22 protein-coding genes are annotated in these 21,039 nt (G+C 70.8%); 9 read left to right on the top strand and 13 right to left on the bottom strand.

Going from position 1 to position 21,039, the window contains the following annotated elements; translation table 11 throughout:
• Positions 1 to 151: 151 nt before the first annotated feature.
• The 5 genes from ACFWGN_RS16095 to ACFWGN_RS16075 all read right to left on the bottom strand — a co-directional run bounded on the left by ACFWGN_RS16095 (position 152) and on the right by ACFWGN_RS16075 (position 4,501).
• The gene (locus ACFWGN_RS16095) at positions 152 to 844 is read right to left on the bottom strand and encodes a hypothetical protein (protein WP_377618148.1); all 693 of its coding nucleotides are present in this window, start codon (positions 842 to 844) and stop codon (positions 152 to 154) included.
• 169 nt (positions 845 to 1,013) lie between these two features.
• Entirely contained in the window at positions 1,014 to 1,631 is a 618-nt protein-coding gene (locus tag ACFWGN_RS16090) for a hypothetical protein (protein ID WP_377618146.1), read from the bottom strand.
• A gap of 158 nt (positions 1,632 to 1,789) precedes the next feature.
• The gene (locus tag ACFWGN_RS16085) at positions 1,790 to 2,707 is read right to left on the bottom strand and encodes a DUF2637 domain-containing protein (RefSeq protein WP_377618144.1); all 918 of its coding nucleotides are present in this window, start codon (positions 2,705 to 2,707) and stop codon (positions 1,790 to 1,792) included.
• A gap of 44 nt (positions 2,708 to 2,751) precedes the next feature.
• Positions 2,752 to 3,528 (bottom strand): hypothetical protein, encoded by a 777-nt coding sequence (locus tag ACFWGN_RS16080; RefSeq protein WP_377618142.1) that lies wholly within the window; start codon positions 3,526 to 3,528, stop codon positions 2,752 to 2,754.
• Between the two features lie 295 nt (positions 3,529 to 3,823).
• The gene (locus tag ACFWGN_RS16075) at positions 3,824 to 4,501 is read right to left on the bottom strand and encodes a PAS and ANTAR domain-containing protein (RefSeq protein WP_191800656.1); all 678 of its coding nucleotides are present in this window, start codon (positions 4,499 to 4,501) and stop codon (positions 3,824 to 3,826) included.
• 582 nt (positions 4,502 to 5,083) lie between these two features.
• Between ACFWGN_RS16075 and ACFWGN_RS16070 the strand changes: the two genes are divergently transcribed.
• Together ACFWGN_RS16070 and ACFWGN_RS16065 are read left to right on the top strand one after the other, a co-directional pair.
• Positions 5,084 to 5,293, top strand: coding sequence for a hypothetical protein (locus ACFWGN_RS16070; RefSeq protein ID WP_377618141.1), 210 nt, complete (start codon positions 5,084 to 5,086; stop codon positions 5,291 to 5,293).
• 33 nt (positions 5,294 to 5,326) lie between these two features.
• Complete coding sequence (locus tag ACFWGN_RS16065; protein ID WP_377618139.1) at positions 5,327 to 6,088, top strand: class I SAM-dependent methyltransferase; 762 nt, start codon at positions 5,327 to 5,329, stop codon at positions 6,086 to 6,088.
• A gap of 97 nt (positions 6,089 to 6,185) precedes the next feature.
• Here the strand turns inward: ACFWGN_RS16065 and ACFWGN_RS16060 are convergent, their stop codons facing one another.
• Entirely contained in the window at positions 6,186 to 6,419 is a 234-nt protein-coding gene (locus tag ACFWGN_RS16060) for a hypothetical protein (RefSeq protein WP_377618137.1), read from the bottom strand.
• 156 nt (positions 6,420 to 6,575) lie between these two features.
• Between ACFWGN_RS16060 and ACFWGN_RS16055 the strand changes: the two genes are divergently transcribed.
• Together ACFWGN_RS16055 and ACFWGN_RS16050 are read left to right on the top strand one after the other, a co-directional pair.
• Positions 6,576 to 7,559: a DUF2804 domain-containing protein gene (locus ACFWGN_RS16055; protein ID WP_377618136.1), complete on the top strand. Its 984-nt coding sequence runs from the start codon at positions 6,576 to 6,578 to the stop codon at positions 7,557 to 7,559.
• 85 nt (positions 7,560 to 7,644) lie between these two features.
• Positions 7,645 to 8,211 carry a pyridoxamine 5'-phosphate oxidase family protein gene (locus tag ACFWGN_RS16050; protein ID WP_377618135.1) on the top strand — a complete coding sequence of 189 codons (567 nt, stop codon included), beginning with the start codon at positions 7,645 to 7,647 and terminating at the stop codon, positions 8,209 to 8,211.
• A gap of 50 nt (positions 8,212 to 8,261) precedes the next feature.
• Here ACFWGN_RS16050 and ACFWGN_RS16045 read toward each other — a convergent pair whose 3' ends face one another.
• The 4 genes from ACFWGN_RS16045 to ACFWGN_RS16030 form a co-directional block, all read right to left on the bottom strand.
• Positions 8,262 to 8,879 (bottom strand): NAD(P)-dependent oxidoreductase, encoded by a 618-nt coding sequence (locus ACFWGN_RS16045; protein WP_377618134.1) that lies wholly within the window; start codon positions 8,877 to 8,879, stop codon positions 8,262 to 8,264.
• Between the two features lie 151 nt (positions 8,880 to 9,030).
• A complete protein-coding gene (locus ACFWGN_RS16040) occupies positions 9,031 to 9,615 on the bottom strand; it encodes an ASCH domain-containing protein (protein WP_377618132.1) in 585 nt (194 codons plus the stop codon).
• A gap of 70 nt (positions 9,616 to 9,685) precedes the next feature.
• Positions 9,686 to 11,503, bottom strand: coding sequence for a glycoside hydrolase family 2 protein (locus tag ACFWGN_RS16035; protein WP_377618131.1), 1,818 nt, complete (start codon positions 11,501 to 11,503; stop codon positions 9,686 to 9,688).
• The gene (locus tag ACFWGN_RS16030; RefSeq protein ID WP_377618170.1) at positions 11,500 to 12,786 is read right to left on the bottom strand and encodes an MFS transporter; all 1,287 of its coding nucleotides are present in this window, start codon (positions 12,784 to 12,786) and stop codon (positions 11,500 to 11,502) included. The genes ACFWGN_RS16035 and ACFWGN_RS16030 overlap by 4 nt, the downstream gene beginning before the upstream one ends.
• 120 nt (positions 12,787 to 12,906) lie before the next feature.
• Here ACFWGN_RS16030 and ACFWGN_RS16025 point away from each other — a divergent pair, with 120 nt between their 5' ends.
• Positions 12,907 to 13,362, top strand: coding sequence for a GNAT family N-acetyltransferase (locus ACFWGN_RS16025; RefSeq protein ID WP_377618129.1), 456 nt, complete (start codon positions 12,907 to 12,909; stop codon positions 13,360 to 13,362).
• A 52-nt stretch (positions 13,363 to 13,414) separates the two neighbouring features.
• Here ACFWGN_RS16025 and ACFWGN_RS16020 read toward each other — a convergent pair whose 3' ends face one another.
• Entirely contained in the window at positions 13,415 to 15,010 is a 1,596-nt protein-coding gene (locus ACFWGN_RS16020) for a methyltransferase domain-containing protein (protein WP_377618128.1), read from the bottom strand.
• Between the two features lie 162 nt (positions 15,011 to 15,172).
• Here ACFWGN_RS16020 and ACFWGN_RS16015 point away from each other — a divergent pair, with 162 nt between their 5' ends.
• Together ACFWGN_RS16015 and ACFWGN_RS16010 are read left to right on the top strand one after the other, a co-directional pair.
• Positions 15,173 to 15,547, top strand: a complete 375-nt coding sequence (locus ACFWGN_RS16015) for a VOC family protein (protein ID WP_377618127.1) — start codon at positions 15,173 to 15,175, stop codon at positions 15,545 to 15,547.
• The gene (locus tag ACFWGN_RS16010) at positions 15,544 to 16,131 is read left to right on the top strand and encodes a TIGR03086 family metal-binding protein (RefSeq protein ID WP_377618125.1); all 588 of its coding nucleotides are present in this window, start codon (positions 15,544 to 15,546) and stop codon (positions 16,129 to 16,131) included. The genes ACFWGN_RS16015 and ACFWGN_RS16010 overlap by 4 nt, the downstream gene beginning before the upstream one ends.
• 7 nt (positions 16,132 to 16,138) lie before the next feature.
• On the opposite strand, the gene ACFWGN_RS16005 is transcribed toward ACFWGN_RS16010, so the two are convergent.
• Both ACFWGN_RS16005 and ACFWGN_RS16000 read right to left on the bottom strand, forming a co-directional pair.
• Positions 16,139 to 17,512 (bottom strand): FAD-dependent oxidoreductase, encoded by a 1,374-nt coding sequence (locus tag ACFWGN_RS16005; protein WP_377618168.1) that lies wholly within the window; start codon positions 17,510 to 17,512, stop codon positions 16,139 to 16,141.
• Between the two features lie 184 nt (positions 17,513 to 17,696).
• Positions 17,697 to 18,461, bottom strand: coding sequence for a hypothetical protein (locus ACFWGN_RS16000; RefSeq protein WP_377618123.1), 765 nt, complete (start codon positions 18,459 to 18,461; stop codon positions 17,697 to 17,699).
• Positions 18,462 to 19,018: 557 nt separating this feature from the next.
• Between ACFWGN_RS16000 and ACFWGN_RS15995 the strand changes: the two genes are divergently transcribed.
• Positions 19,019 to 19,981 (top strand): carbohydrate ABC transporter permease, encoded by a 963-nt coding sequence (locus tag ACFWGN_RS15995; RefSeq protein WP_377618121.1) that lies wholly within the window; start codon positions 19,019 to 19,021, stop codon positions 19,979 to 19,981.
• Complete coding sequence (locus ACFWGN_RS15990; protein ID WP_191805682.1) at positions 19,978 to 20,973, top strand: carbohydrate ABC transporter permease; 996 nt, start codon at positions 19,978 to 19,980, stop codon at positions 20,971 to 20,973. Before ACFWGN_RS15995 ends, ACFWGN_RS15990 begins: the two co-directional genes overlap by 4 nt.
• Positions 20,974 to 21,039 lie beyond the last annotated feature (66 nt).

Raw genomic sequence — 21,039 nt, 5'->3', positions numbered from 1 at the left:
AGCTTCCGCCTGCCCTGCGGTGCTCGCAGGGGTCTGATCTCAAAGTCCATCGCATCCCCGAAGGTCGGGCGTTGCGACGACTGCTAGAACTCAAGTCGGGAGGGCGGGGCTGTTTGTTGTTTCCGCCCGGCTGAGCAACTCGTGCCCTACGCTAGAAAGGCGAGCTGGGGCTCGTAGCCCAGACGGTCGCAACGCCTGAGACCACGCCGGATATAACTCCAGCGATGAGGCCGCGTCGTCCGCCGATCTTCGCAGCATCCCGAGCGACCTCCAGTTCGTGGGCGAACTGATCAGCGGTTCTGAGGTCTGCGCTTGGAAGCACGGGAGCGCCGCGCCGCACCTCCCGCCCCGTCATTGGCACTGTGAACTCCAGGGCAAGGCGCCTCAGGTCATCATGCAGGGTGATCGGCGTTCTGACCGTTGAGAGGTGTGTGCTCAAGCCGTCAACGTTGGCGATATCCAGTTGCCAGGGCGTGCGATCCGCAGCATCCGCGCTGGCCGACGCCGAGATGGTTACCCGTCGTCGCGGCTGTTCCGGGCGCTGCGAGAGCCAGAGCACTGTCTCGCTTTCATCGAGGTCTGGAGGTGTGACCACTGGGGTGCGGCCGACCGTGAAGACCAATGTCGTGTTGGGAACCAGATGCTTGAGCTCTTGGGAGAGTTGCACAAGGCGCTCGTAGTTCTCGAACTTTCGTGGTCGACTCGTCTCTACGCTCAGGCCCGGTTCGCGACGCACACGCCAGGGCTCGTCATCTGTGGCCCGCTCGAGCCGCGCGAAGAACCGGTTGAGCGACGCACGCAACTGGGCCCGGAGTCGAGTGCGAGGGGTTGGCAACGTCGTCATGTGGGCAGCGTAGGGCAACCGGCGCAGGACGCAAGACGCTCCTGCCCCGGGAGGGCTCACTCGAGGCGCCGACCTACGACGACGCCCGCGCCAAGCTCGCAGCAGACATGCCGGACGGGTGGCGCGTCCTCTGGGTCAGGGCCGCCTAGACCTGCCTCTGCGGCGCCTGTCAGCCTCGGTAGCCGTCGACGAGCGCGAGCATCGCTCGAGCGTTGGCCGCGTTGCCCGGGGAGATCTCCTCGTCGTAGTACACGACTCGCACCTCGTCCGCCGGCGTGAGCTCCTCGGCGATCGCCTCGGCGGCCGCTTCCAACCCCGGCAACGCGGGATCGCCCACAAGAGCCCCCGGGAAGAGCGCGCCAAGCGCGGCAGCATCCCCGTCGAGGTCGTCCGCACCCAACAGGTAGGTCAGGGCGTGCGCGAACTCGTGGCGCACCGTACTGCGCACCGCGGCCGTCAGGTGGTCCGCGTCGACCCCGTCCGGGTTGGGCGCGCCGTGATGGTCGATGTCGGCGTCGATCCAAATCGCCGGCCTCGGGTCCTCGTCCGAGTGCCTCACCAGGGCGACCCCCGTGCGGTTGCCGATCTTCTCGCCGCGCCAGAAGATCCACACCGCGTCACACACCGGCAGCCCGAGCGACCCGAGTCGCTCGATCTCCTCCCACGCGTCGGCCTCGACAGCACCCAGCGGGCCACTCGGCGTGCAGGTCTCCGGGCCCGTCGACGCGTAGGCCACGAACGGCCACGCCTCGCCCTGGCTCGCCACGACCGGAGACGCGCTCGTCACGCTCGCCACGATCCCCACGGCGAGCACCACATGCGCCACAGCCCGTCTGCCCCCCGCTTTCATGGCTAGCAGGCTAGGACCAGCAGCACCGCCCCGCGAGGGCTCGCACGGGTGAAATCCGCGAGGGGCACGCGTCGCCGCGCACCCCTCGCAGCCGCTCACGCCGGGTAGACCTCCTGCACCAGCTCGAACCGCTCGCCAGCAGTCTTGAGCTCACGGACGATCTCGCACGTCCGCGTAGGCCCGACCCCCAGACGTCGCGCGATCTCTCGTCCGCTGACCCCCTGTCTGGCGAGGGTCTCGATCTGCGGACGGACGGCCTCGACCGCCCCGGGTGCTCGATGCACTGGCCGAACGGACATCGCCCGCCTGTCCGCAACACTGTCCGCTCCGCTGTCCGTCTGGATGTCCGCTTGTCCGTCCGCCACGGTCACGGCGACCGGCGCTGCGACGGGCTCGACGTCGGCGCTCGCGGCCTGCTCGATCTCCTCGAGCACGACGAGAGGGTCTGGTGTCCGGGCGCCGGTGTCCGTCCGGTGTCCGCCGGGCTGTCCGTCCGTCCCGCTGTTCGTGTCCACAGGTTCGTCCACAGGACTGTGCGCCCCGGCTGCGCGTGTGAGCTGTGGGACGGTGACGGTCGCGACGATGAGGCCGGCCGCGGTGTGCACGGCGATGAGCACCCCGATCGGGAAGAGCGCGGCGAGGGCCACGCCGACGATGCCCTGCCAGCCGCCGGGGCCGGCGTCCCAGGCGTGAGCGCCGTTCGCGGCGGAGGAGACGAGGGTCCAGAGCGTGACCCAGCTCCACGCCTGTCGGGCGCCGCGCTTCTCGCCGCGGGCGGCGTGCACGATGCCGGCGCCGGTGTAGGCGAGGATCGCGCCCTCGATGAAGACCGGCACGAGCCACGCCATGTCGCGCGCGATGCCCGCCCACGGTGCGACGGACGACAGCCCGGCGTAGGACAGTGCCGCGGATGCGCTGATGAGGGCGGCGATCAGGAGGAGGACGACGACCAGAGTGCCCGTGCGATCGGGGTTGATGCGTGCGGGGCTGTGTGCGGTGCTCTGGGTGGTCATGGCGGGCCTCTCCGTGTCGGGGCGGTACGACTGAGGTTGGGCGTTCATCGGCGTGCCTTGCGGGCTTCGGAGCGGGCCTGCAGGTCGGCGCGGATCTGGGCGAGGGTTGATGCCTGGACGGGGTTCGCTGCTGCCTGCTGGGCGAGGGCTCGGAGTTCTTCCTGGACGGCGCGAGGTGCGACCTGCGGTCGCGTCGGCGTCTCGTCGCTGGCGACGTCGTCGGGTTCGATCACGGAGCGTCGCTCCGTGATGGAAGAGAGCTCGGCCTGTAGGGCCGACAGGCCATGCCGCACACCACGCGTAGCGGTTGCGGCTGTCTTCCTCCCAGAGGAGGGGAAGGGGCGCCGTGCTGTCACGTTGGGGATGAGTCGGCGGGCCCCTCCGGGGGTCTCGGCTCGTCGTCGAGCGCGCCCGTCCTTGGCGGTCCGAGCACCGGGCAGGAGGGCCACGAGCGCTGTCTTCGTGACGGACAAGACCGATGCGACGCCGCGCAGGCCTTGGCGGGCGCCTCGGCGGATCATCACGACGAGCCCCTGGTCCTGCAGCCAGTGACGAGCGCGCATCACCGAGCGTCGGGAGATGCCGGCGCGCTCGGCGGCCTGGGCGTCGGTGACCTCGGCGATGCCGGACTTCTGGTCGGCGAGCTGGGCGATCGCCAGGAGGTAGGAGCGGACGGCCTGCGGGGCTTCACGCAGGTCTCCCCACCCGGAGGCGGCGAGGGTGTCCACGATGCGCCACAGGGACGCGTGGGCGTTGATTCGGGGGGGCGCTGCGGGCGGCGGCGATGCCGGCGGCAGGCTGATAGCGTTGATCCCAGCCATGGGAGAGCCCTAACTCTTCAGTGGTGAGGCCCCGGCTGAGTGCGTCCAACACTCGTCGGGGCCGTTTTCGTTTGTGGCGCCACTGTAGCGCAGTAGGCGCAGAATAGGCGCAGAGAGACGCAGGAGTGGGCCTGGAGGCGCCTGGCCAGACCGGGCCACTCTCGGCTTGATATCGCGCCTGACCTGCACCGATACCCGCCACGACCGACTCGTACCTACGGACGCCGAACGGGAGTCATTGCGCTTTTAATCCGTAGGTTGTGGGTTCGAGTCCCACGGGGCCCACCGTCGCGCGCTACCGCACCGGCCTCTTCCCCTCGAAGAACCGGTCCAGGTCGGCCCGTCGCAGCACCCCGTCTGTCCCTCCTGCTGTGAGCTCGACGACGAGCCGGCGCGACATCTCGCGCAACGGCTCGTTCGTCACGCTGGAGTGGTGGCACATGAGGTCGAACGCCTCGTCGGCGGGGAGCCCGTAGATCGCCATGACCGCCCCCTTGGCCTGCTCGATCGTCGAACGGCTCGCGGACGACGCCCGGATCGCCGCCGTCGCCTCCCGCTGGGCGAGCTCGCGCTGCGTCGTCGTGAGGTCGAGGAAGTAGCCCGAGACGTGCGTCGTCTCGCCCGTCCGGCGGTCGACCCGCCCGCGTCCCACCACGCCGAGCGTCCGCGTGCGTCCCTGCGCGTCGACGATCCGGTGGACCGAGCTGAAGGGTTCGCCCGTCGTCGCGGCGACGAGCAGGACCTCCTCGACGCGCGCTCGATCCTCGGGGTGCTTGTGCGCGAGCATCAGGGCCGTGGTGGGCAGGACGTCGCCAGGGCGGAAGCCGTGCATGGCGTAGAGCTCGTCCGACCACCACCAGGACTGGTCCGACACGTCGAGGACGAACTGGCCGACGGGCTGCGGTGCGCCGCGCAGCAGCGCCTCGGCGAGCGTGGGGTCGAATCGTCGAGCCGGGTTGTACGAAGTGGTCAAGTAGGCCCCCAAGGCATGGGAAAGGAGCGGGCCTACTTCCAGACTCCTCGGTGATCCTAGCCCGGTTCCGACCTCTCACCTGCGAGGACGGCCGTCCTGGGCGATCACGGTCCGTGGGCGCTGCGCACGGGCACCGGTGCCCGCGAACGACGAAGCCCCCGTCGGCCGGGGCCGAACGGGGGCTTCGTGGAACGTTAGGTGGTGGCGCGATGCAGGGGGTACTTCGCGCCACCGAGGAAGACATTACCCCCTCCTCCCGGGCGTTGACGAATCGCTCTCGCCTGACGGGCGAAGGGAGAAAGTCCTTCCGATTTCAACCAGTCCTCGCGCCTCGCGCAGCCTCTTTCGAGGGCTCGGCGAGCGGCCGTCCCACGCCGCGGATCAGCCCCGCCGAGCCCTCCCCGTCCGCTCCTCGGGCCGCGGATCCGGCCGACCGGAATCCCGCCCCGTGAGCACCGCGTCCACGGTTTCCGCCCTCCGACTAGGGTCTGATGCGGGGAAGCCTCAGCCTGTCGTAAACCACTACATACCGGATTCTTCTTCCGATTGCGGGCGCCTCAGACCTGTGTGCAGAGTGGTGCGATGGTATGGGTTCTGGTCGGTCTGGTCCTCGTGGTGCTCGGCGTCTCGTTCGCCGCTCGCGCCGCGTGGTCGGTCCGCTCGGGTGAGCAGCGCGGGCGCGCGAGCAACGGCGCCCACGGCATGGGGATCGCCCTCGGTGCCGGCCTCGCGTTCTGGGGATCCGTCGTGGTGATCGTCGCCCTCGTCGCTGACCACGCCGGAAAGGACTGACGGCCCCGCCACCCCTCCTGTCAGACTCGCCACATGACCCGCACCTTCGACGACCTTGTCTCCGAGGCGGCATCCGTCCCGGTCGACGGCTGGGACTTCTCGTGGCTCGACGGGCGCGCGACCGAGCAGCGCCCCTCATGGGGCTACGCCCGCTCGATGGGCGAACGCATGCGCGCTGCGAGCGCGGCGCTCGACCTGCAGACGGGCGGCGGCGAGGTCCTCGCGAGCGTCCCGCACCTGCCCCGCCTGACCGTCGCGACCGAGGGCTGGCCTCCGAACGTCGCGAAGGCGACCCGCCTCCTGCACCCCTTGGGGGTCGCGGTCGTCGCGGACCCGGACGAGCCGCCCCTCCCGTTCGCAGACGAGGCGTTCGACCTCGTCGTGAGCCGGCACCCGGTCCGGCCGTGGTGGGAAGAGATCGCCCGGGTGCTCGCGCCGGGCGGGACGTACTTCGCGCAGCACGTCGGCCCGTACAGCGTGTTCGAGCTCGTGGAGTTCTTCCTGGGCCCGCAGCCCGACGAGGTCCGCAACGGTCGCCACCCCGACGACGACCGGGCAGCAGCCCGAGCAGCAGGTCTGGAGGTCGTGGACCTGCGCTTCGAGGAGCTGCGGACCGAGTTCTTCGACGTCGGCGCGGTCGTCTACTTCCTGCGCAAGGTGATCTGGATGCTCCCGGGGTTCACGGTCGAGGCGTACCGCCCCCGGCTCGAGGCCCTGCACGAGCAGATCCAGGCCGAGGGGCCGTTCGTCGCGACGACGACGCGGTTCCTCATCGAGGCCCGCAAGCCGGCCTAGGTCGGATCACCGGTCGGCGACGGCGAGGTCCCGGCGTACGGGCGCCGGGATGCAGCGGTGTCTCCGTTGACACCCGCCGTCAGCAGCCGGACGAGGTTCAGATCCCGAGGCCGCGCGTCAGGTCGCCCAGCGCGGCGCGTGCACGCCGCCTGCGGTCCGCGGGGTCGATCGTCCGCTCGTCGCCGGGGTTGGCGCGCCGGACGGGCTTGCCGCCGGCCTCGGCCGCCTCGACGACACGGGGCAGGCGTCCGTTGGCTCCGGCCGAGCGCGTCGCGCGGTTGCTCCGGTGCGGGCTGGTCGGGGCGAGGAAGTAGGGGCGTTGTGTGGTCACGGGTCGTCCTCCAGTCGTCGCGGCCCCGTCGCCGGGGCCTTGCCCTCCTATGCTCGGACTCCCTCGTTTCGTCCGTGTTGCGAACACCGAACGTCGCAGTGTCGTCCGCAGGAACCCGCGGCACACCGACCCTCTACCGACCAGTAGCCTCCTGACATGACGACGCACGAGCGCGAGATCACTGCCCCGGTCGACCTGTGCCTGCCGGACGGGCGCCTGAACCCGGACGCGGTCGGGTGGACGCGCACCCCGCTGCACCGCGCCAACCTGAGCGGGTGGGGTCGGACCAAGCGGTGGGAGTACTGGGGAGTCGTGACGCCCTCGCACGTGATCGGCGTCGTGGCGTCCTCGATCGACTACGCGGGGGTCCACGGCCTGTACGTCCTCGACCGGGCGACGGGCGAGGAGACCGCGACCGACGTCGTCGTGCCCCTGGCCCGCGGTGTCGTGATGCCGGAGACCAGCGGAGCCGGCCGCGCCGAGGCCCGCGCGAAGAAGCTCGCGATCCTCATCGACCAGGACCCGGCCGGTACGCGGATCCGCGCCGCGTCCCACGACGTGAGCCTCGACCTGACGATCCCGCTCCCGCCGGGGCACGAGTCGCTGGGCGTCGTGGTCCCGTGGAGCGACCGGCTCTTCCAGTACACGGTCAAGGACGTGGCCCGGCCCGTCTCCGGCTCGCTCACGGTCCACGGCACCCGGCACGAGGTCAGCGCCGAGGACTCTTTCGCGGTCCTCGACCACGGCCGGGGCCGCTGGCCGTACGCGATGACCTGGAACTGGGCCGCGGGCAGCGCGCACGGCCGCGGCATCCAGCTCGGTGACAAGTGGACGGACGGCACGGGCTCGACCGAGAACGCCCTGCTCGTCGACGGCCGCCTCCACAAGATCGGCCAGAAGCTCGACTGGCAGTACGACCGCGACGACTGGCTCGCCCCGTGGCGCATCTCGGGAGACGAGGTCGAGGCCGTGTTCACGCCCTTCCACGAGAAGGTCGCACGCACCGAGATGCTCGTGGTCGGCACGGAGACGCACCAGTGCTTCGGCACGTGGTCGGGCCGCGCTCGCACCGACGAGGGCACGTGGGTGGACCTCGACGGCCTGGTCGGGTGGGCTGAGGAGGCCCAGCAGCGCTGGTAGCCACGGCGCAAGGCCCGACGGCGCCGCTCGCCTCGAGGCGTGGACGTCACCTGAGCGTCGCCCGCCTCGGTGCCAGACTGCCGTCATGGCGACCGTCCACGACGAGATCACTCCCCGGCTCTCCCGCTTCGTGCTGTCCCAGCCCGTGTTCTTCGTGGGCACGGCCCCTCTCGCGGGCGACGGGCACGTCAACGTCTCCCCCAAGGGCATGGGCGGAACGTTCGTGGTGCTCGACCCGCACCGGGTCGCGTACCTGGACTACACGGGCTCGGGAGCCGAGGCCGCAGCCCACCTCCAGGAGAACGGGCGCATCGTCGTCATGTTCTGCGCGTTCGAGGGACCGCCCAACATCGTGCGCTTCCACGGTCGTGGCCGTTACGTGCTCGCCCGGACGCCCGAGTTCGACGAGCTGCGCCCCCTGTTCGCCAAGGAGCGCGAGACCGGCCAGCGCGGCATCGTCGTGGTCGACGTGGACCGTGTCTCGGACTCGTGCGGGTACTCGGTGCCGTTCATGGACTTCGTGGGCGACCGCGACGTGCTGGACCGTGACCACGAACGACGGGACCCGGAGTTCTTCGACGCGTACTGGCAGAAGAAGAACGCGACGAGCATCGACGGGCTGCCCGGGGTGGACATCTCTCCGCTGTCCTGAGCACACCGGACGCTGGAGCCCCCGGCGACGCACGTCCCTGGGTCCAGGGTTCAGCTGTTGCTGACCCCGAACGCCCTGCCGACGGTCGAGTCGTCCTCCAGGACGCGGAGCAGGCAGGCGGCGAGGTCGCCGCGGGGGATCGACCCGAATCCCTTGGCGCCCTTGGTCAGCTCCCGCGCCGTCCAGCCACCGGTCGTCGGGCCGTTCGTCAGGCCGGCCGGTCTGACGATCGTCCAGTCGAGGTCCGACGTCACGACGGCCGACTCCTGCTCGTCGTGGTCGGCCAGCGCCGAGGCAAGGACGACCCGCGTCAGGACCCGGACGAGTGCGGGCATCTGCGCTGCCGAGCCACCTGCCCCCAAGGAGGACTGCACGACGAGCCGACGCACTCCCGCTTCCTGCATCGCCGCCACGACGACCCGCGTGACCGCAGACCGTTGACGAGAGGTCCCCTTGGCGCCACCCACGGTCACCACGACGGCGTCCGCCCCAGCGACCGCTCGGGCTGCCACTTCTGGATCGCCGGCGTCCCCCTTCAGGGTCTCGACCCCCGGGGTGACGGTGCCGCCGCTCCGCGACAGGACTGTGACCTCGTGTCCTTCTCCCTGTGCGAGCGAAGCCAGGCGGGCCCCCGTGCCCCTCGATCCACTGACGATGACGATCTTCACGGACTGCTCATTTCGTCGCGGAGTACCCTGCTGTCCGCGGAAGTGTATCTCCGTGCCGGTGGAGCCCGGCGGGCGCTCAGGTACTCATCCCGGCCTGGTGCGACCACCCGGTGGACGCGCCCCGCAGGGACGAGAGCTTCAGGGCGCACCGTCACGTCGCGTCGAGGTACGCCCGCCCCCGCGGAGAGATGCGGTACCCCACGGGCAGGCTCTCAGTGAGCCCGAGCTCCTTGAGGCGCCGCACCCGGACCTTGAAGTAGTCGCGCTCGACCCCGATCGAGGTCGCGAGCTCGCGCGCCACGACCTCGGGCCGCGCGACGATCAGGTCCAGGTAGGACCGGGTCCACGGCTCTGGCGCCACGCGGTCCATGCGCGCGAGCCGTGTGCGCAGCCCCTCGACCTCCTCGGCCGACAGGTCGGCCTCCTGGCGCAACGCGATGCGCGGGTCCTCCCCCACGCGCCGCAGCCCGATCCTGTACAGGTCCCCCTCGCCCTTCGCGGCCACCCAGGCGAGCGCCGCCTCGGCCGAGCGGAACCCGGCGGCGCGGGCGTCGTCGTCGGGCAGGACGGGCACCCCGTCCACGTCCGGGACCCGGTCGATCGAGGTGACCTCCACGACCCCGATCCGCGCCCTCATCCGGCCGCCCGCGCGCACGCGCGGCGCGAGCCAGCGGCGGAACGCGAGAGTGACCGTGCCGTCCTCGAGCCCGCTGAGCGTCTGCCGGGTCAGCAGCATCCCCTCAGCGTACGAAGCACCGGACGGACCGGCATCACGTCGAGCAGCAGGCAGGCACCGAGCCGTCGGGTCACCCGAGCCGCAGCCCCGCGTTGACCGACCGCACCAGGTCCGCCGGGAGCTTCGCGACCTCGCGGTCGTACGTCAGCAGGCCGTTGAGCTCGTCCTCGACGTCCGAGAGCTGGGTGTAGACCGTCGCGGAGAGCCCGCGCGGGATCGCGGGCACGATCTGGTCGCGGTGCAGCGCTACGAACGCCTCCCCGAGCGCGGCGGCGTCGTCAAGCTTCTTGTAGCCGAAGTCCTTCTCGCTGAAGTCGCGGCCCTCGACCCGTAGGTTGTAGCCCCCGTACTCCGAGAGCACGAGCACCCGCCGGTCCCGCCGTCGCGGGACCCGGAACGGCTTGAAGTAGACGTGGAGGCTCCGGAGGTCGCCCGCGCGCTGGTCGTGCCAGCCGCTCGCGTGGTCGACCGTCCGCGTCGGGTCGAGCGCCTTGACACGGGCCGCGACGCGAGCGGCGTCGAACTGTCCCCACCCCTCGTTGAACGGCACCCAGACCGCGATGCTCACGATGCTGCGCAGGTGCTCGACGGTCGCGTCGACCTCGCGAAGGAACTCCGCGCGCCCCGCGACGTCGGCACGTCCGAACAGTCCGTGGAACCGGTCGCTGATCCGGAGAGGCACGGCCACCGGCGCCGTGATGACCGTCGATCGGTACCGCTCGCCGCCGTTGACCATGTCCTGCCACACGAGGATCCCGAGCCGGTCGCAGTGGTGGTACCAGCGCAGCGGTTCGATCTTGATGTGCTTGCGCAGCATCGTGAACCCGAGGTCCTTCATGGTCGTGATGTCGTGGACCATGGCCTCGTCGGTCGGTGCCGTGAGCAGCCCGTCGGACCAGTACCCCTGGTCCAGGACGCCCGCGTGGAAGTAGGGCTCGCCGTTGAGCAGCAGGCGCGGCACGCCCCGCTCGTCCCGGCCCACGCCGAACGACCGCATGCCGGCGTAGCCGCGCACCTCGTCGTCGCCGAGGGTCACGGTCACGTCGTACAGGTGCGGGTCCTCGGGGGTCCACAGGTGGGCGTCCGGGACCGGCACGCGGGCGACCGTCCCCGCAGGTGCGTCGACCTGCGCGACGAGCGCTCCGCCGTCGTGCACCTGGATGCGCGCCGTGGGCGCGTCCTGCCCGACGGCGCCGCTCGCCCCCGCGGGCACCTCGCCCGCGTGCACGGTCACCTCGAGATAACCGCCCGGGAGGTCCGGGACGAGCACGAGCCGGCCGACGTGCAGCGCCGGGACGGCCTCGACCCACACCGTCTGCCAGATGCCCGACTGCGCGGTGTACCAGATGCCGCCGCGGTCGAGCTTCTGCTTGCCGCGCGAGTGGTAGCCCATGTCGCTCACGTCGGTGACCTCGACGAGCAGCTCGTGCGGCTCGTCGGAGGAACCGGCGAACGCGTCGGTGACGTCGCACACGAACGGCAGGAACCCGCCCGTGTGGCGGCCCACCTCGACGCCGTCGACCAGGACGCGGCACGACTGGTCGACCGCCCCGAAGTGCAGCAGGACCCGCCCGCCGCGCGGGACGAAGCCCGCGGGGAGCGACACCTCGCGCCGGTACCAGAGCGCCTCGTACGGCTGGAGCTGGCGTCCGACGCCCGACAGCACCGACTCGGGCGAGAACGGCACGACGATCTCACCGTCGAACACCGCGGGCGCGGACCCGCCCAGCGACCCCTCCGGGCCCGCCGCCTGGCCCGTGAACGCGTAGTCCCACAGCCCGTTGAGGTTGAGGTAGCTGTCGCGCACGAGCTGAGGACGGGGGTGCTCGGGCAGGGGGGCGTGGCGGTCGAGGGAGGCGGCCCAACGGGTGGGCCGGAGGGTGCTCATGCAGCGGTTTCCTTGCGACGGAGAAGAGTGACGGGGACGAGGATCAGGAGTAGCACGACGGCGGCCGCGACGAAGATCAGGGGGCTCGGGACCTGCTTGACGACACCCAGCTCCTCGTAGGTCTCGGCGGCCCCACGGATCACCGCCGCACCGATGAACGGTCCCACGAGCATGGGGACGAGGATCGCGAAGACCATGCGCAGCCCCTGGACGTGCCCCGCCCGGTCGGGCGGCGAGTAGTCCCGGACCAGCGCGCCGACCGGGGTGAGGACCAGCATGAACCCCGACATCATGACGAGCCCGGCGAGGATCGCGGGCACCATGCCTCGTGCGAACGCCATGAGGACCAGCCCCGTCCCGTAGACCGCGACCGCAGGCAGGAGGAAGCGGACCTTGCCGACCCGGTCGACGATCCGGCCACCGATCACGCTCACGACCGAGGCGCCGAGCAGCACCACGGCCAGGACGATCGCGTAGCCGTCGATCCGCAGGTACCGCTGGAGGTAGATGATCAGGTAGGGCAGGAACACCTGCGTCGAGATGCCCCAGATCATCCACGCCGACAGCGCGAGGTACAGGCCCGGGTTCTCGCGCACCGCCGAGGGCCGCAACCCGTGCACCACCGAGCGCAGGTACCCGTCCTCCTGACGGACCGTGAGCTCGCGGTCCCGGACGAGGAACCACGACACGATCCCGACGACCACGATGATCGCTCCCACGAGGACGAAGAACTCGCGCCACTGCCCGGCCCGTGTCATGCCGTCGAAGGCCCCGAACACCACGAGCATCGACAGCAGCGGCATGACCGCGAGCACCGACTCGACCCGGCCCCGGTTCGCCGGCTCGGTCGAGTCGGTCACCCAGGCCTGGAACGCGGCGTCGTTGGCTCCCGAGCCGAACAACGACATGACGGCGTCGAGCACGACGACCGCGACCGCGGCCACGACCACGGCGCTCGCCGCGGGGACCAGCCCCGAGACGGCCTCGGGGCTCAGGAACCCGAACGCGGCCGTCGTGACCCCCCACAGGACGTACCCGGCCGCGATGAACACGCGGCGGCGCCCGACCCTGTCGGAGAGCGCACCGACCAGGAGCGTCGCGAGCGTCGCGGCGACAGCGCTCACCGCGACCATGGTCGCGATGACGTTCGGGTCGTCCGTGATGGTGTCGTAGACGAACACGTTGAGGTACATGTTCTCGACGGTCCAGGCGAGCTGCCCGACGAAGCCGAGGAGGACGAGGGACGTCCAGGTGCGGGCCCCCAGGGCCCCGGTGCGCGTCATTGCCACGCACGGATCGTAGTCCTCGCTGCGGCCCGTCGACGCCACGTCGCGCCCTCGCACTCCCGGCCCGGCTCCCCAGCCGGGCTCGGCGGAGAGCAGTGACCGTCCTAGGATCGGGGCGTGCCTGCCCACCCGCCGTCCGTCGACGTCCGCCCCGCGACCGGTCCGGACGAGTTCCCGGCGCTCGTCCGGATCTGGCGCTCCGCGGTCGAGGCGACCCACGACTTCCTCACGCCCGCAGACGTCGACGGCTACGTCGCGCCGATCCTGGACGACTACCTGCCGGCTCTCGAGGTGCTGGTCGCGACGGTCGACGACGAGCCGGTCGGCTTCGTCGCGCTCGACGGCGACCAGGTCGAGATGCTGTTCGTGGACGCTGCGCGGCACGGCCAGGGCATCGGGTCGGTGCTCATGGGGCACGTGGTCGCCCGGCATCCCGCCGTGACCGTCGACGTCAAGGAGCAGAACCCGGGGGCGCTCGCGTTCTACCGGCGTCAGGGCTTCGAGGTGGTCGGCCGCTCGCCGCTCGACGGCGAGGGCCGTCAGTTCACCCTGCTGCACCTGCGCCGGGGCTGAGACGGGAGACCGACGACGCGCCCAGGGCGCGGGACCGGCGGGCCGACCTCCTCTACGCCCCGAGCACCGGTCGGCGCGCGACCGTCAGCACGTGAGTGTCGGGCCACTCGACGTGCTCGCCCGTCACGGCGTCGGTCAGCGTCGCCACCGGTGCGAACGAGTGCTCGACGAGCCACTCGTTGCGCCACGCCCCGCTCTCAGGCCCCAGCTCGAAGCCCGCGCCCGTCAGCAGCCCGGTCCACGCGTCGCCGTCCAGGTCGCAGAAACGCTCGTGGCACTCAGACAGCCAGTTGTCGGCGTAGTCCTTGGTCGTGAGGAACTCCATCGCGTCGCGCAGCGTGAGGCGGAACGTCCCGGGCAGGACCTCCTCGACCGTGAACGACGCACCCGACAACCGAGGGAAGTCGTGCGCGAACTGGCGCAGCCGGGAAGCCGTCGACAGCCCGCGGACGTGCGCGGCGACGTCGGGCCGTGCCCACTCGTCGAGGTCCGTCACGACGCCCGGCCGCGTGCCGTCCTCGTCGCGGAGCGTGAGGTGCACGGGGCGGTCACCGTCCGCGGGACCGCACACGTCGCTGTTGATCCACACCCCGCCCGGACGCGTGTGGACGAGCACGCGGCGAGCGAACCGCTCGACGTCGGGCACACCGTCGCCGTACGAACTGATCTCGTGCGTGAGCGCGATCGTGACGGTCGTGTCGACGCTGCGCTCGGGCATGACCTCGCCGCGCAGGATGTTGGCCTGCACGAACCACACGTTCGGGTTCGCGAACACGCCCTGCGTCTTCTTGTGCTCGGCCTCGGCCACGAGGTGGCGCGCGACGTCGACGCCGAACAGGTCCGACTCGTGCAGCCGGGGCTCGGCCGCGACCAGCCCCAGGAGACCTCCCGTCGCGCACCCGATGTCGACGATCCGGCCGGGGAGCACGTACGGGCGTACCTGCTCCCACTTGCGGCGCGAGGCGTCCTCGAACGCCGCGGCGTACGTCCGGTAGTCGCGGGTCGCGGTCAGGTCGCCGTCGCCCGAGACGACGGGGTCGGCGAAGACCTGGACGATCTGCGCCTCGAGCCCGTAGCGCCGGAAGAAGCCCGGCACGGCCGGGTGGGCGACGTCGGTCCACGTCGGGTCGCCCGCAGCGAGGCGCCCGACGGCGTCCCACGGGCGGGCGGGCACGTCTCCGTGCGCGTCGGTCGCGTCGAGCTCGACGCCCACGACCCGGTAGCCGAGGTCCTGGTACGCCGCGATGACCTCGGGGGTCGAGCAGGCCACGACCGTCTCACGCGGGTCGAGCGTCACGGTGTGCCCCGTCGCGGTCCGGACCGTGGTCGTCACGAGGTGGGCGAAGCGCGCGTGCGGGGCCACGTCCGGTACGGGCACCACGAGGCTCGGCAGGTGCTCGACCGCGGTCACGTGCTCGATGAGCGCCTCGCGGCGGTGCCCCGGGACCGGGTTGCGGCGCGTGCCCGCGTGGTTCGCGGACGTCACGGCCCACACGACCACGGCGTCGGGCGAGCATCGGACGCGCTCGCCGTCGAGGTCGCTGACGAGGCCGGCCCGCAGCGCGCGCAGGTAGTCCACCTGGAAGCGGGTCACGAGGTGGTGGCGCCCCGGGAACAGGACATGGCGGATCAGCTGGTCGTGGGGCATCCGGGTACCTTCGCGCGAGAGCGGGGTGCGGGGCAAGCGGGCGGACCGGACCGCGCTCCGGTACCGACGCTCCCCTCGTCAGCGACCTCGTTCCGTGCCATCGTGGAAAGCGGCGCCCACGGCGCCTCCCCCACTGCGCACGACCTGGACAAGGAGCACCCGATGGTCTCGACGACGAACGCATTCAGCAGCTTCTCGGTGAACGACCTGGACGCCGCACGGACGTTCTACGCGGACGTCGTGGGCATCGAGGTCGACCAGACCCCCATGGGCCTGGACCTGCGCCTGGGGTCGGGCGGCCACGTGTTCGTCTACCCCAAGACGAACCACGTCGCGGCGTCGTTCACGGTCCTCAACTTCGGGGTCGACGACGTCGACGCCGCAGTCGACGAGCTCGTCGCCAAGGGCGTGGAGTTCGAGCGCTACGTGGGGTTCGACCAGGATGCCAAGGGCATCGCGCGCGGTCCGGAGGGCCCGGCGATCGCCTGGTTCAAGGACCCGGCACGCAACGTCCTCGCGATCCTGAGCAACCCGTGAGCACCGCGGTGGCCTCGCACGAGCACCTCCTGGCGGCGCACGGCGACGCGATCGGGGCGTTCGACCACCTGGTCCGGCGGGTCCAGGACGACCAGTGGGACCTGCCCACGCCCGACGACGACTGGACCGTCCGTGACCTCGTCAACCACCTGGTCTCGGAGCAGCTCTGGGCCCCCGAGCTGCTCGCGGGCCGGACCGTCGCCGACGTGGGGTCGGTGTTCGACGGCGACGTCCTGGGCGACGACCCGATCGACGCGTGGATCGACGCCTCGACGCAGTCGCGCGAGGCGTTCCTGGCTCCCGGCGCCCTGGACCGCGTGGTGCACCTGTCGTACGGCGACGCCCCGGCGACCGAGTACGCGCACCAGATGACGTTCGACCTCACGGTCCACGCGTGGGACCTGGCCCAGGGCCTGGGGGTCGACGCAGACCTGGGCCCGCAGCTCGTGTCGTTCGTGCTGGGCTACGCCCAGCGCCGCAAGGGCATGTTCGCGGCGAGCCGCCTGTTCGCGGGTCCGCTCCCCGTGCCCGACGACGCGCCCGAGCTCACGAGGCTCCTCGCCCTCGCGGGGCGCCGGGGCTGAGCCCGCCTCAGGCCGTGGCGTCGTCCTCGCGGCGTGCGATGCGGATCATGTCCTCACGGGGCACGACCTTGACGCGCTCACGACCGTGCGGTTCGCCCTGCGCGCGCTCGTAGGCGTCCAGGACCTCCCAGTCGGACCACTGGACCAGGTGCACGCCGCGCTCGATCAGGAACTCGATGATCGCGTCGGGGTCCGGCTGGGTGGCCGTGCGCGAGTCGGCAAGGTCTTCGACGAGGTGGCGGACGGTCTCGGAGGCGTCGGACTTGGTGTGCCCGATCAACCCGACCGGCCCACGCTTGATCCACCCCGTGGCATAGACCCCCGGGACCTGCTCACCATCGATGTCGATCACCCGACCCTCACGGTTGGGAATGACACCCTTGAGCTCGTCGAACGGCACCTCGGGCAACGGCGACCCGAAATACCCCACCGCCCGATACACCGCCTGCACCGGCCAGTCCTGGAACTCCCCCGTCCCGCTGACCGTCCCGTCCCCGTTCAAGACCGTGCGCTCGGTACGCAACCCCTCGACCTTCTCCTGCCCCAGCACCGCGACCGGAGCCTTCAAGAAATGCAGGTGCAACCGCCGCGAAGCCGTGAACTGCGACGGATCCTTCAACGTCCAGTCCGTCAACGTCTTGACGACCTGCTTCGTCTGGTTCGACGAATTGATCGCCGCCATCGACCCCTCGTCGAACTCGAAGTCCTCCGGATACACGATCACGTCCACGTCCGGCACATGACCCAGCTCACGCAGCTCCAACGGCGAGAACTTCGCCTGCGCCGGACCACGCCGCGCGAACACGTGCACATCCGTCACCGGCGACGCCTTCAACCCCGCATACACGTTGTCCGGGATCTCCGTGGGCAACAGATCATCCGCGTGCTTGGCCAAGATCCGCGCCACGTCCAACGCCACGTTCCCCGCCCCCAGCACCGCGACCTCCCGCGCCTCCAACGGCCACTCCCGCGGCACGTCCGGGTGCCCGTCGTACCACGACACGAAATCGGCAGCACCGAAGGACCCCGGCAGATCGATCCCCTCGATCGCCAACGCCGCATCCCGGATCGAACCCGTCGAGAAGATCACCGCGTCATAGAACTGCCGCAGATCGTCCAGCTTCAGATCCACCCCATAATCCACGTTCGCCAACAACCGCACATCACCACGCGCCAACACCTTGTGCAACGCCACGATGATCGCCTTGATCCGCGGATGATCCGGAGCCACCCCATACCGCACCAGACCAAAAGGCGCAGGCAACCGCTCGAACAGATCGATACTCACCTCGACATCCGTCTTCGACAGAATGTCCGCCGCATAGATACCAGCAGGACCAGCGCCGACGATAGCGACGCGCAAAGGACGGGAGCTGCTCACAGGAAAGAACGCCTTCCGATCGAGGAGGGAGAGCGCGGACCGGGCCGGGGTCGGCAGCCGCACGCTTCGACGGTACGTCCTCAACCAGGGTTGAGGTCAAGGTGCGCCGTGGAGGCGACGGGGAGGTCTCGGACGTCCGAGCGGCGCGGCTGGTGATCATCTGCTCCGGCCCCGTGGCGTCCGCTCAGAGCTCGTAGCCCTCGACGAAACCCTGGATCTCCCGGCGCAGGACGTCCTCGCTCAACGGTTCCCGGGTCGAGGTGCCGAGAGAGAACCCGTAGCCCTCGATCGGCCCGTTCTCCCAGCGGAAGTCGTAGCTCCCGGGGTCGTGGGGCCGGTCGCTGACCGTGAACACCTGCCCGTCGACCGTCAGGTGCCAGGTGTGTGGTGCCGCGCGGGGGGATCGAGGACCCTGGCCCTGCAGCCGCTCGATCCGGGACCTCAGGATCGCCTCCATCGCCGCCGGGTCTTCCCACGTCCGGGTGCTGACGAGCAGCCGGTGCGGACCGATGTCCCGGTGCCACGCTCCGTCCACCGGCACGAGCTCGACGTCGTAGACCACAGGGACGCCCGGGTCGCCGACCGGTGACGGAACGAAGCCAGGGGGGAGGTCGTCCTCCGAGAGGAAGAGGTTCGGTCGCACGTTCCCGGCCTCCAACGCCCGCGCCTCGTCCACGACGGCGTCGAACACCGTGGCCAGCCGCTCCGAGGCCGGTCGGACGACACGGCCCGTGGACGCCTCGGCCAGCCGCTCCCACCACGCGCGCCACTCGGCCGCGAGCGCCGCGGCCTCGTCGTCGGGCACAGCCCGGGCCTCGACGCCGGGTGCGAGCGCCGGGATGTCGCTCGCCACGGGGAGCGCGAGGCGGTCACGGACGAACAGCGCGACCGTGAACCCCGTGCCGAGGGTCATGCTGATGTTCCGCAGGTCCTGTGGTTCGTGCGTCATCGCTCACCTCGTCGTCGGGCCGTGCGCCCTGCTGCCCCTGCTGGAACTGCCAGCTATGCCGGCCCTGCCGGCCCTGCTCGTCCTGCCGGACCGGGGCCGGACCGGGGCCGGACCGCCCATGCTAGGTGGTGACGGGCGACCACAGCCACGCTCGGCGCACCCTCCGGCCGAGAGGTGGTGGCGTGGGGCTTGTCGACGCCGTACAGGTCAGGAGCAGGTCGGCTGCGGAACGGGTACCGCTGCGGAACAGGTTCGGCTGAGCGGGATCCGCGTTCGCCGAGCGGGACCTGCTCCTGCCCAGCGGACACTCCCCGACAAGAGTTCCCGGTCCAGCCACGCGCGAGCCTCGCCGCAGCCGCGAGCCGCGAGCCACCCCGCGCGGGCCTCGCCCCGAGCAGCTCGCAGGTAGCCACCACGGGTTCCCGATGACGCCTCGTCGAGGTGCCGGTGAACGCCTCGGGAACGTTCGGGGAACGGAGCCGCTGAGGCCACTTCTCGGACACTTCGCCCTCCTAGGGTGACGGGCGTTCACCCGCTCGTGACTGGAGCCCCACCCCATGACCTCCGTGTCAGCCCCCGCACGCCCCGCACCACCGGACCGCCGGCCGACGATCCCTGGACGGCGCCGCCCCTCCCGCCCGACCCCACGGGCCGTCCGTACCTGGCTCGCGTTCTTGCTGCTCGCCGGGCCCAACGTGGCCCTGCTGCTCGTGTTCGTGTACCGCCCGCTCCTGCAGAGCTTCTACTACTCGACCCTGCAGTGGAACATGGGCTCCCCGACGGCCCGCTCGGTCGGCCTCGGCAACTACGTCGAGTGGTTCCAGGACCCGACGACGGCCGACGTCATGGCCACGACGGGCATCTTCACGGTCGCGACCGTGGGCGGCTCGCTCGTCCTCGGCCTGGGGCTCGCCCTCCTGCTGAACCGCCGCCTCAAGGGTCGCGGGTTCGCCCGGACCGTGGCGTTCGCGCCGTACGTCCTGTCCGGCGTCGCGGTCGGCATGCTGTGGCTGTTCATCTTCGACCCGCGCTACGGCCTGCTCTCGGCCGGGCTCCGGGCGATCGGCCTGCAGTCCCCCGACTGGTACACGACCTCGCCGTGGGCCCTGATCATGATCATCGTCGTCTACCTGTGGAAGAACGTCGGGTACGTCGCCCTCATCTACCTGGCCGGTCTCCAGGCCGTCCCGCTCGAGCTCAAGCAGGCTGCGGCCCTCGACGGCGCGTCCTCGCCCCGTACGTTCCGCTCGATCGTGCTGCCCCTCCTGGCGCCCACGACCTTCTTCCTCACGGTCACGACGCTGCTCAGCTCGCTGCAGTCGTTCGACATCATCCAGGCCATGACGAAGGGCGGGCCGCTCGGCTCGACCACGACCCTCATGTACCAGATCTACGAGGAGGGCTTCGTGACCGGCCGAGCCGGCTACGCGTCGGCCGTCGCCACGATCCTCTTCCTCCTGCTGCTGGTCGTCACGGTCGTCCAGCTGCGCTTCGTCGAGAAGAAGGTGCACTACGCATGAGCGTCCAGAACCCGGTGCGAGAGTCCCCGGTCCCCGCAGCGCCCCAGACCCCGACCGCAGCCTCGGGCGCGTCCAGCGCACAGCACCCCGGATCACCCGTGGACGCACCACCGGCCCCCAGCGGTGCCGGGCACCGCCCGACCGGCGGCCGACCGACGCAGCGCACGCGCCGTCGTCGGCCCCTGCACCTGGGCGCGTACGCGACCCTCCTGGTCGCGACCGTCGTCATGGCCCTGCCGCTCGTGTGGATGGTGCTCGCGAGCTTCAAGCGCCCCGACGAGCTGTACTCGATCCCGCTCCAGTGGCTCCCGCAGAACCTCGACCTCGCCAACTACGTCCAGACGACGCAGAGCATCCCCGTCGGGCAGCTGTTCCTCAACAGCGTGGGCCTGACGGTCGTGGGCTCGACGCTCAAGCTCCTGCTGGGCCTGTGCTGCGCCTACGCGCTCGTGTTCCTGGACTTCCCGTTCAAGCGGGCCGTGTTCGTCCTCGTCCTGTTCACGCTGCTCATCCCGCAGCAGATCACGATCATCCCCAACTACACGCTCGTCGCCCAGCTCGGGTGGCTCAACACCTACCAGGGCATCCTCGTGCCGGGCCTGGCGAGCGCGTTCGGGACCTTCCTGTTCCGTCAGCACTTCCTGTCGCTGCCGATCTCGATCCTCGAGGCCGCCGAGCTCGACGGCGCAGGCCACTGGCGCAAGCTGTGGCGGTTCGTCGTGCCGCTGTCCTACCCCACGATCGCGGCCGTCGCGCTCGTGTCCGTGGTCGCGGAGTGGAACGACTACCTGTGGCCGTTCCTCGTGACCGACGACGCCGAGAAAATGACGCTCCCCGTGGGCCTCACGCTCCTGCAGAGCGTCGACGGCATGAACAACTGGGGCGTCCTCATGGCCGCGACCGTGCTCGTGACGCTCCCGATCCTCGTCGTCTTCCTCTTCCTCCAGCGCCGGCTCGTCGCCGGGCTCACCGCCGGAGCCGTGACCGGCTGACACGCCGGTCCACCCGTCCCCCCGGCACCTGCCGGGTCGCTGTTCCCCACCCCAAGGAGCATCACC

The sequence above is a fragment of the Oerskovia sp. NPDC060338 genome (genome assembly GCF_042726295.1).
Taxonomy (GTDB): Bacteria; Actinomycetota; Actinomycetes; order Actinomycetales; family Cellulomonadaceae; genus Oerskovia; species Oerskovia merdavium.
This window is presented reverse-complemented; position numbering and strand designations above follow the sequence as displayed.

Excerpts from the sequence above, each read along its gene's own strand:
- ACFWGN_RS16095 (WP_377618148.1), bottom strand. The coding sequence starts at position 844 with ATGACGACGTTGCCAACCCCTCGCACTCGACTCCGGGCCCAGTTGCGT.
- ACFWGN_RS16085 (WP_377618144.1), bottom strand. The coding sequence starts at position 2,707 with ATGACCACCCAGAGCACCGCACACAGCCCCGCACGCATCAACCCCGAT.
- ACFWGN_RS16080 (WP_377618142.1), bottom strand. The coding sequence starts at position 3,528 with ATGGCTGGGATCAACGCTATCAGCCTGCCGCCGGCATCGCCGCCGCCC.
- ACFWGN_RS16070 (WP_377618141.1), top strand. The coding sequence starts at position 5,084 with ATGGTATGGGTTCTGGTCGGTCTGGTCCTCGTGGTGCTCGGCGTCTCG.
- ACFWGN_RS16065 (WP_377618139.1), top strand. The coding sequence starts at position 5,327 with ATGACCCGCACCTTCGACGACCTTGTCTCCGAGGCGGCATCCGTCCCG.
- ACFWGN_RS16055 (WP_377618136.1), top strand. The coding sequence starts at position 6,576 with ATGACGACGCACGAGCGCGAGATCACTGCCCCGGTCGACCTGTGCCTG.
- ACFWGN_RS16050 (WP_377618135.1), top strand. The coding sequence starts at position 7,645 with ATGGCGACCGTCCACGACGAGATCACTCCCCGGCTCTCCCGCTTCGTG.
- ACFWGN_RS16040 (WP_377618132.1), bottom strand. The coding sequence starts at position 9,615 with ATGCTGCTGACCCGGCAGACGCTCAGCGGGCTCGAGGACGGCACGGTC.
- ACFWGN_RS16035 (WP_377618131.1), bottom strand. The coding sequence starts at position 11,503 with ATGAGCACCCTCCGGCCCACCCGTTGGGCCGCCTCCCTCGACCGCCAC.
- ACFWGN_RS16030 (WP_377618170.1), bottom strand. The coding sequence starts at position 12,786 with ATGACGCGCACCGGGGCCCTGGGGGCCCGCACCTGGACGTCCCTCGTC.
- ACFWGN_RS16020 (WP_377618128.1), bottom strand. The coding sequence starts at position 15,010 with ATGCCCCACGACCAGCTGATCCGCCATGTCCTGTTCCCGGGGCGCCAC.
- ACFWGN_RS16015 (WP_377618127.1), top strand. The coding sequence starts at position 15,173 with ATGGTCTCGACGACGAACGCATTCAGCAGCTTCTCGGTGAACGACCTG.
- ACFWGN_RS16000 (WP_377618123.1), bottom strand. The coding sequence starts at position 18,461 with ATGACGCACGAACCACAGGACCTGCGGAACATCAGCATGACCCTCGGC.
- ACFWGN_RS15995 (WP_377618121.1), top strand. The coding sequence starts at position 19,019 with ATGACCTCCGTGTCAGCCCCCGCACGCCCCGCACCACCGGACCGCCGG.
- ACFWGN_RS15990 (WP_191805682.1), top strand. The coding sequence starts at position 19,978 with ATGAGCGTCCAGAACCCGGTGCGAGAGTCCCCGGTCCCCGCAGCGCCC.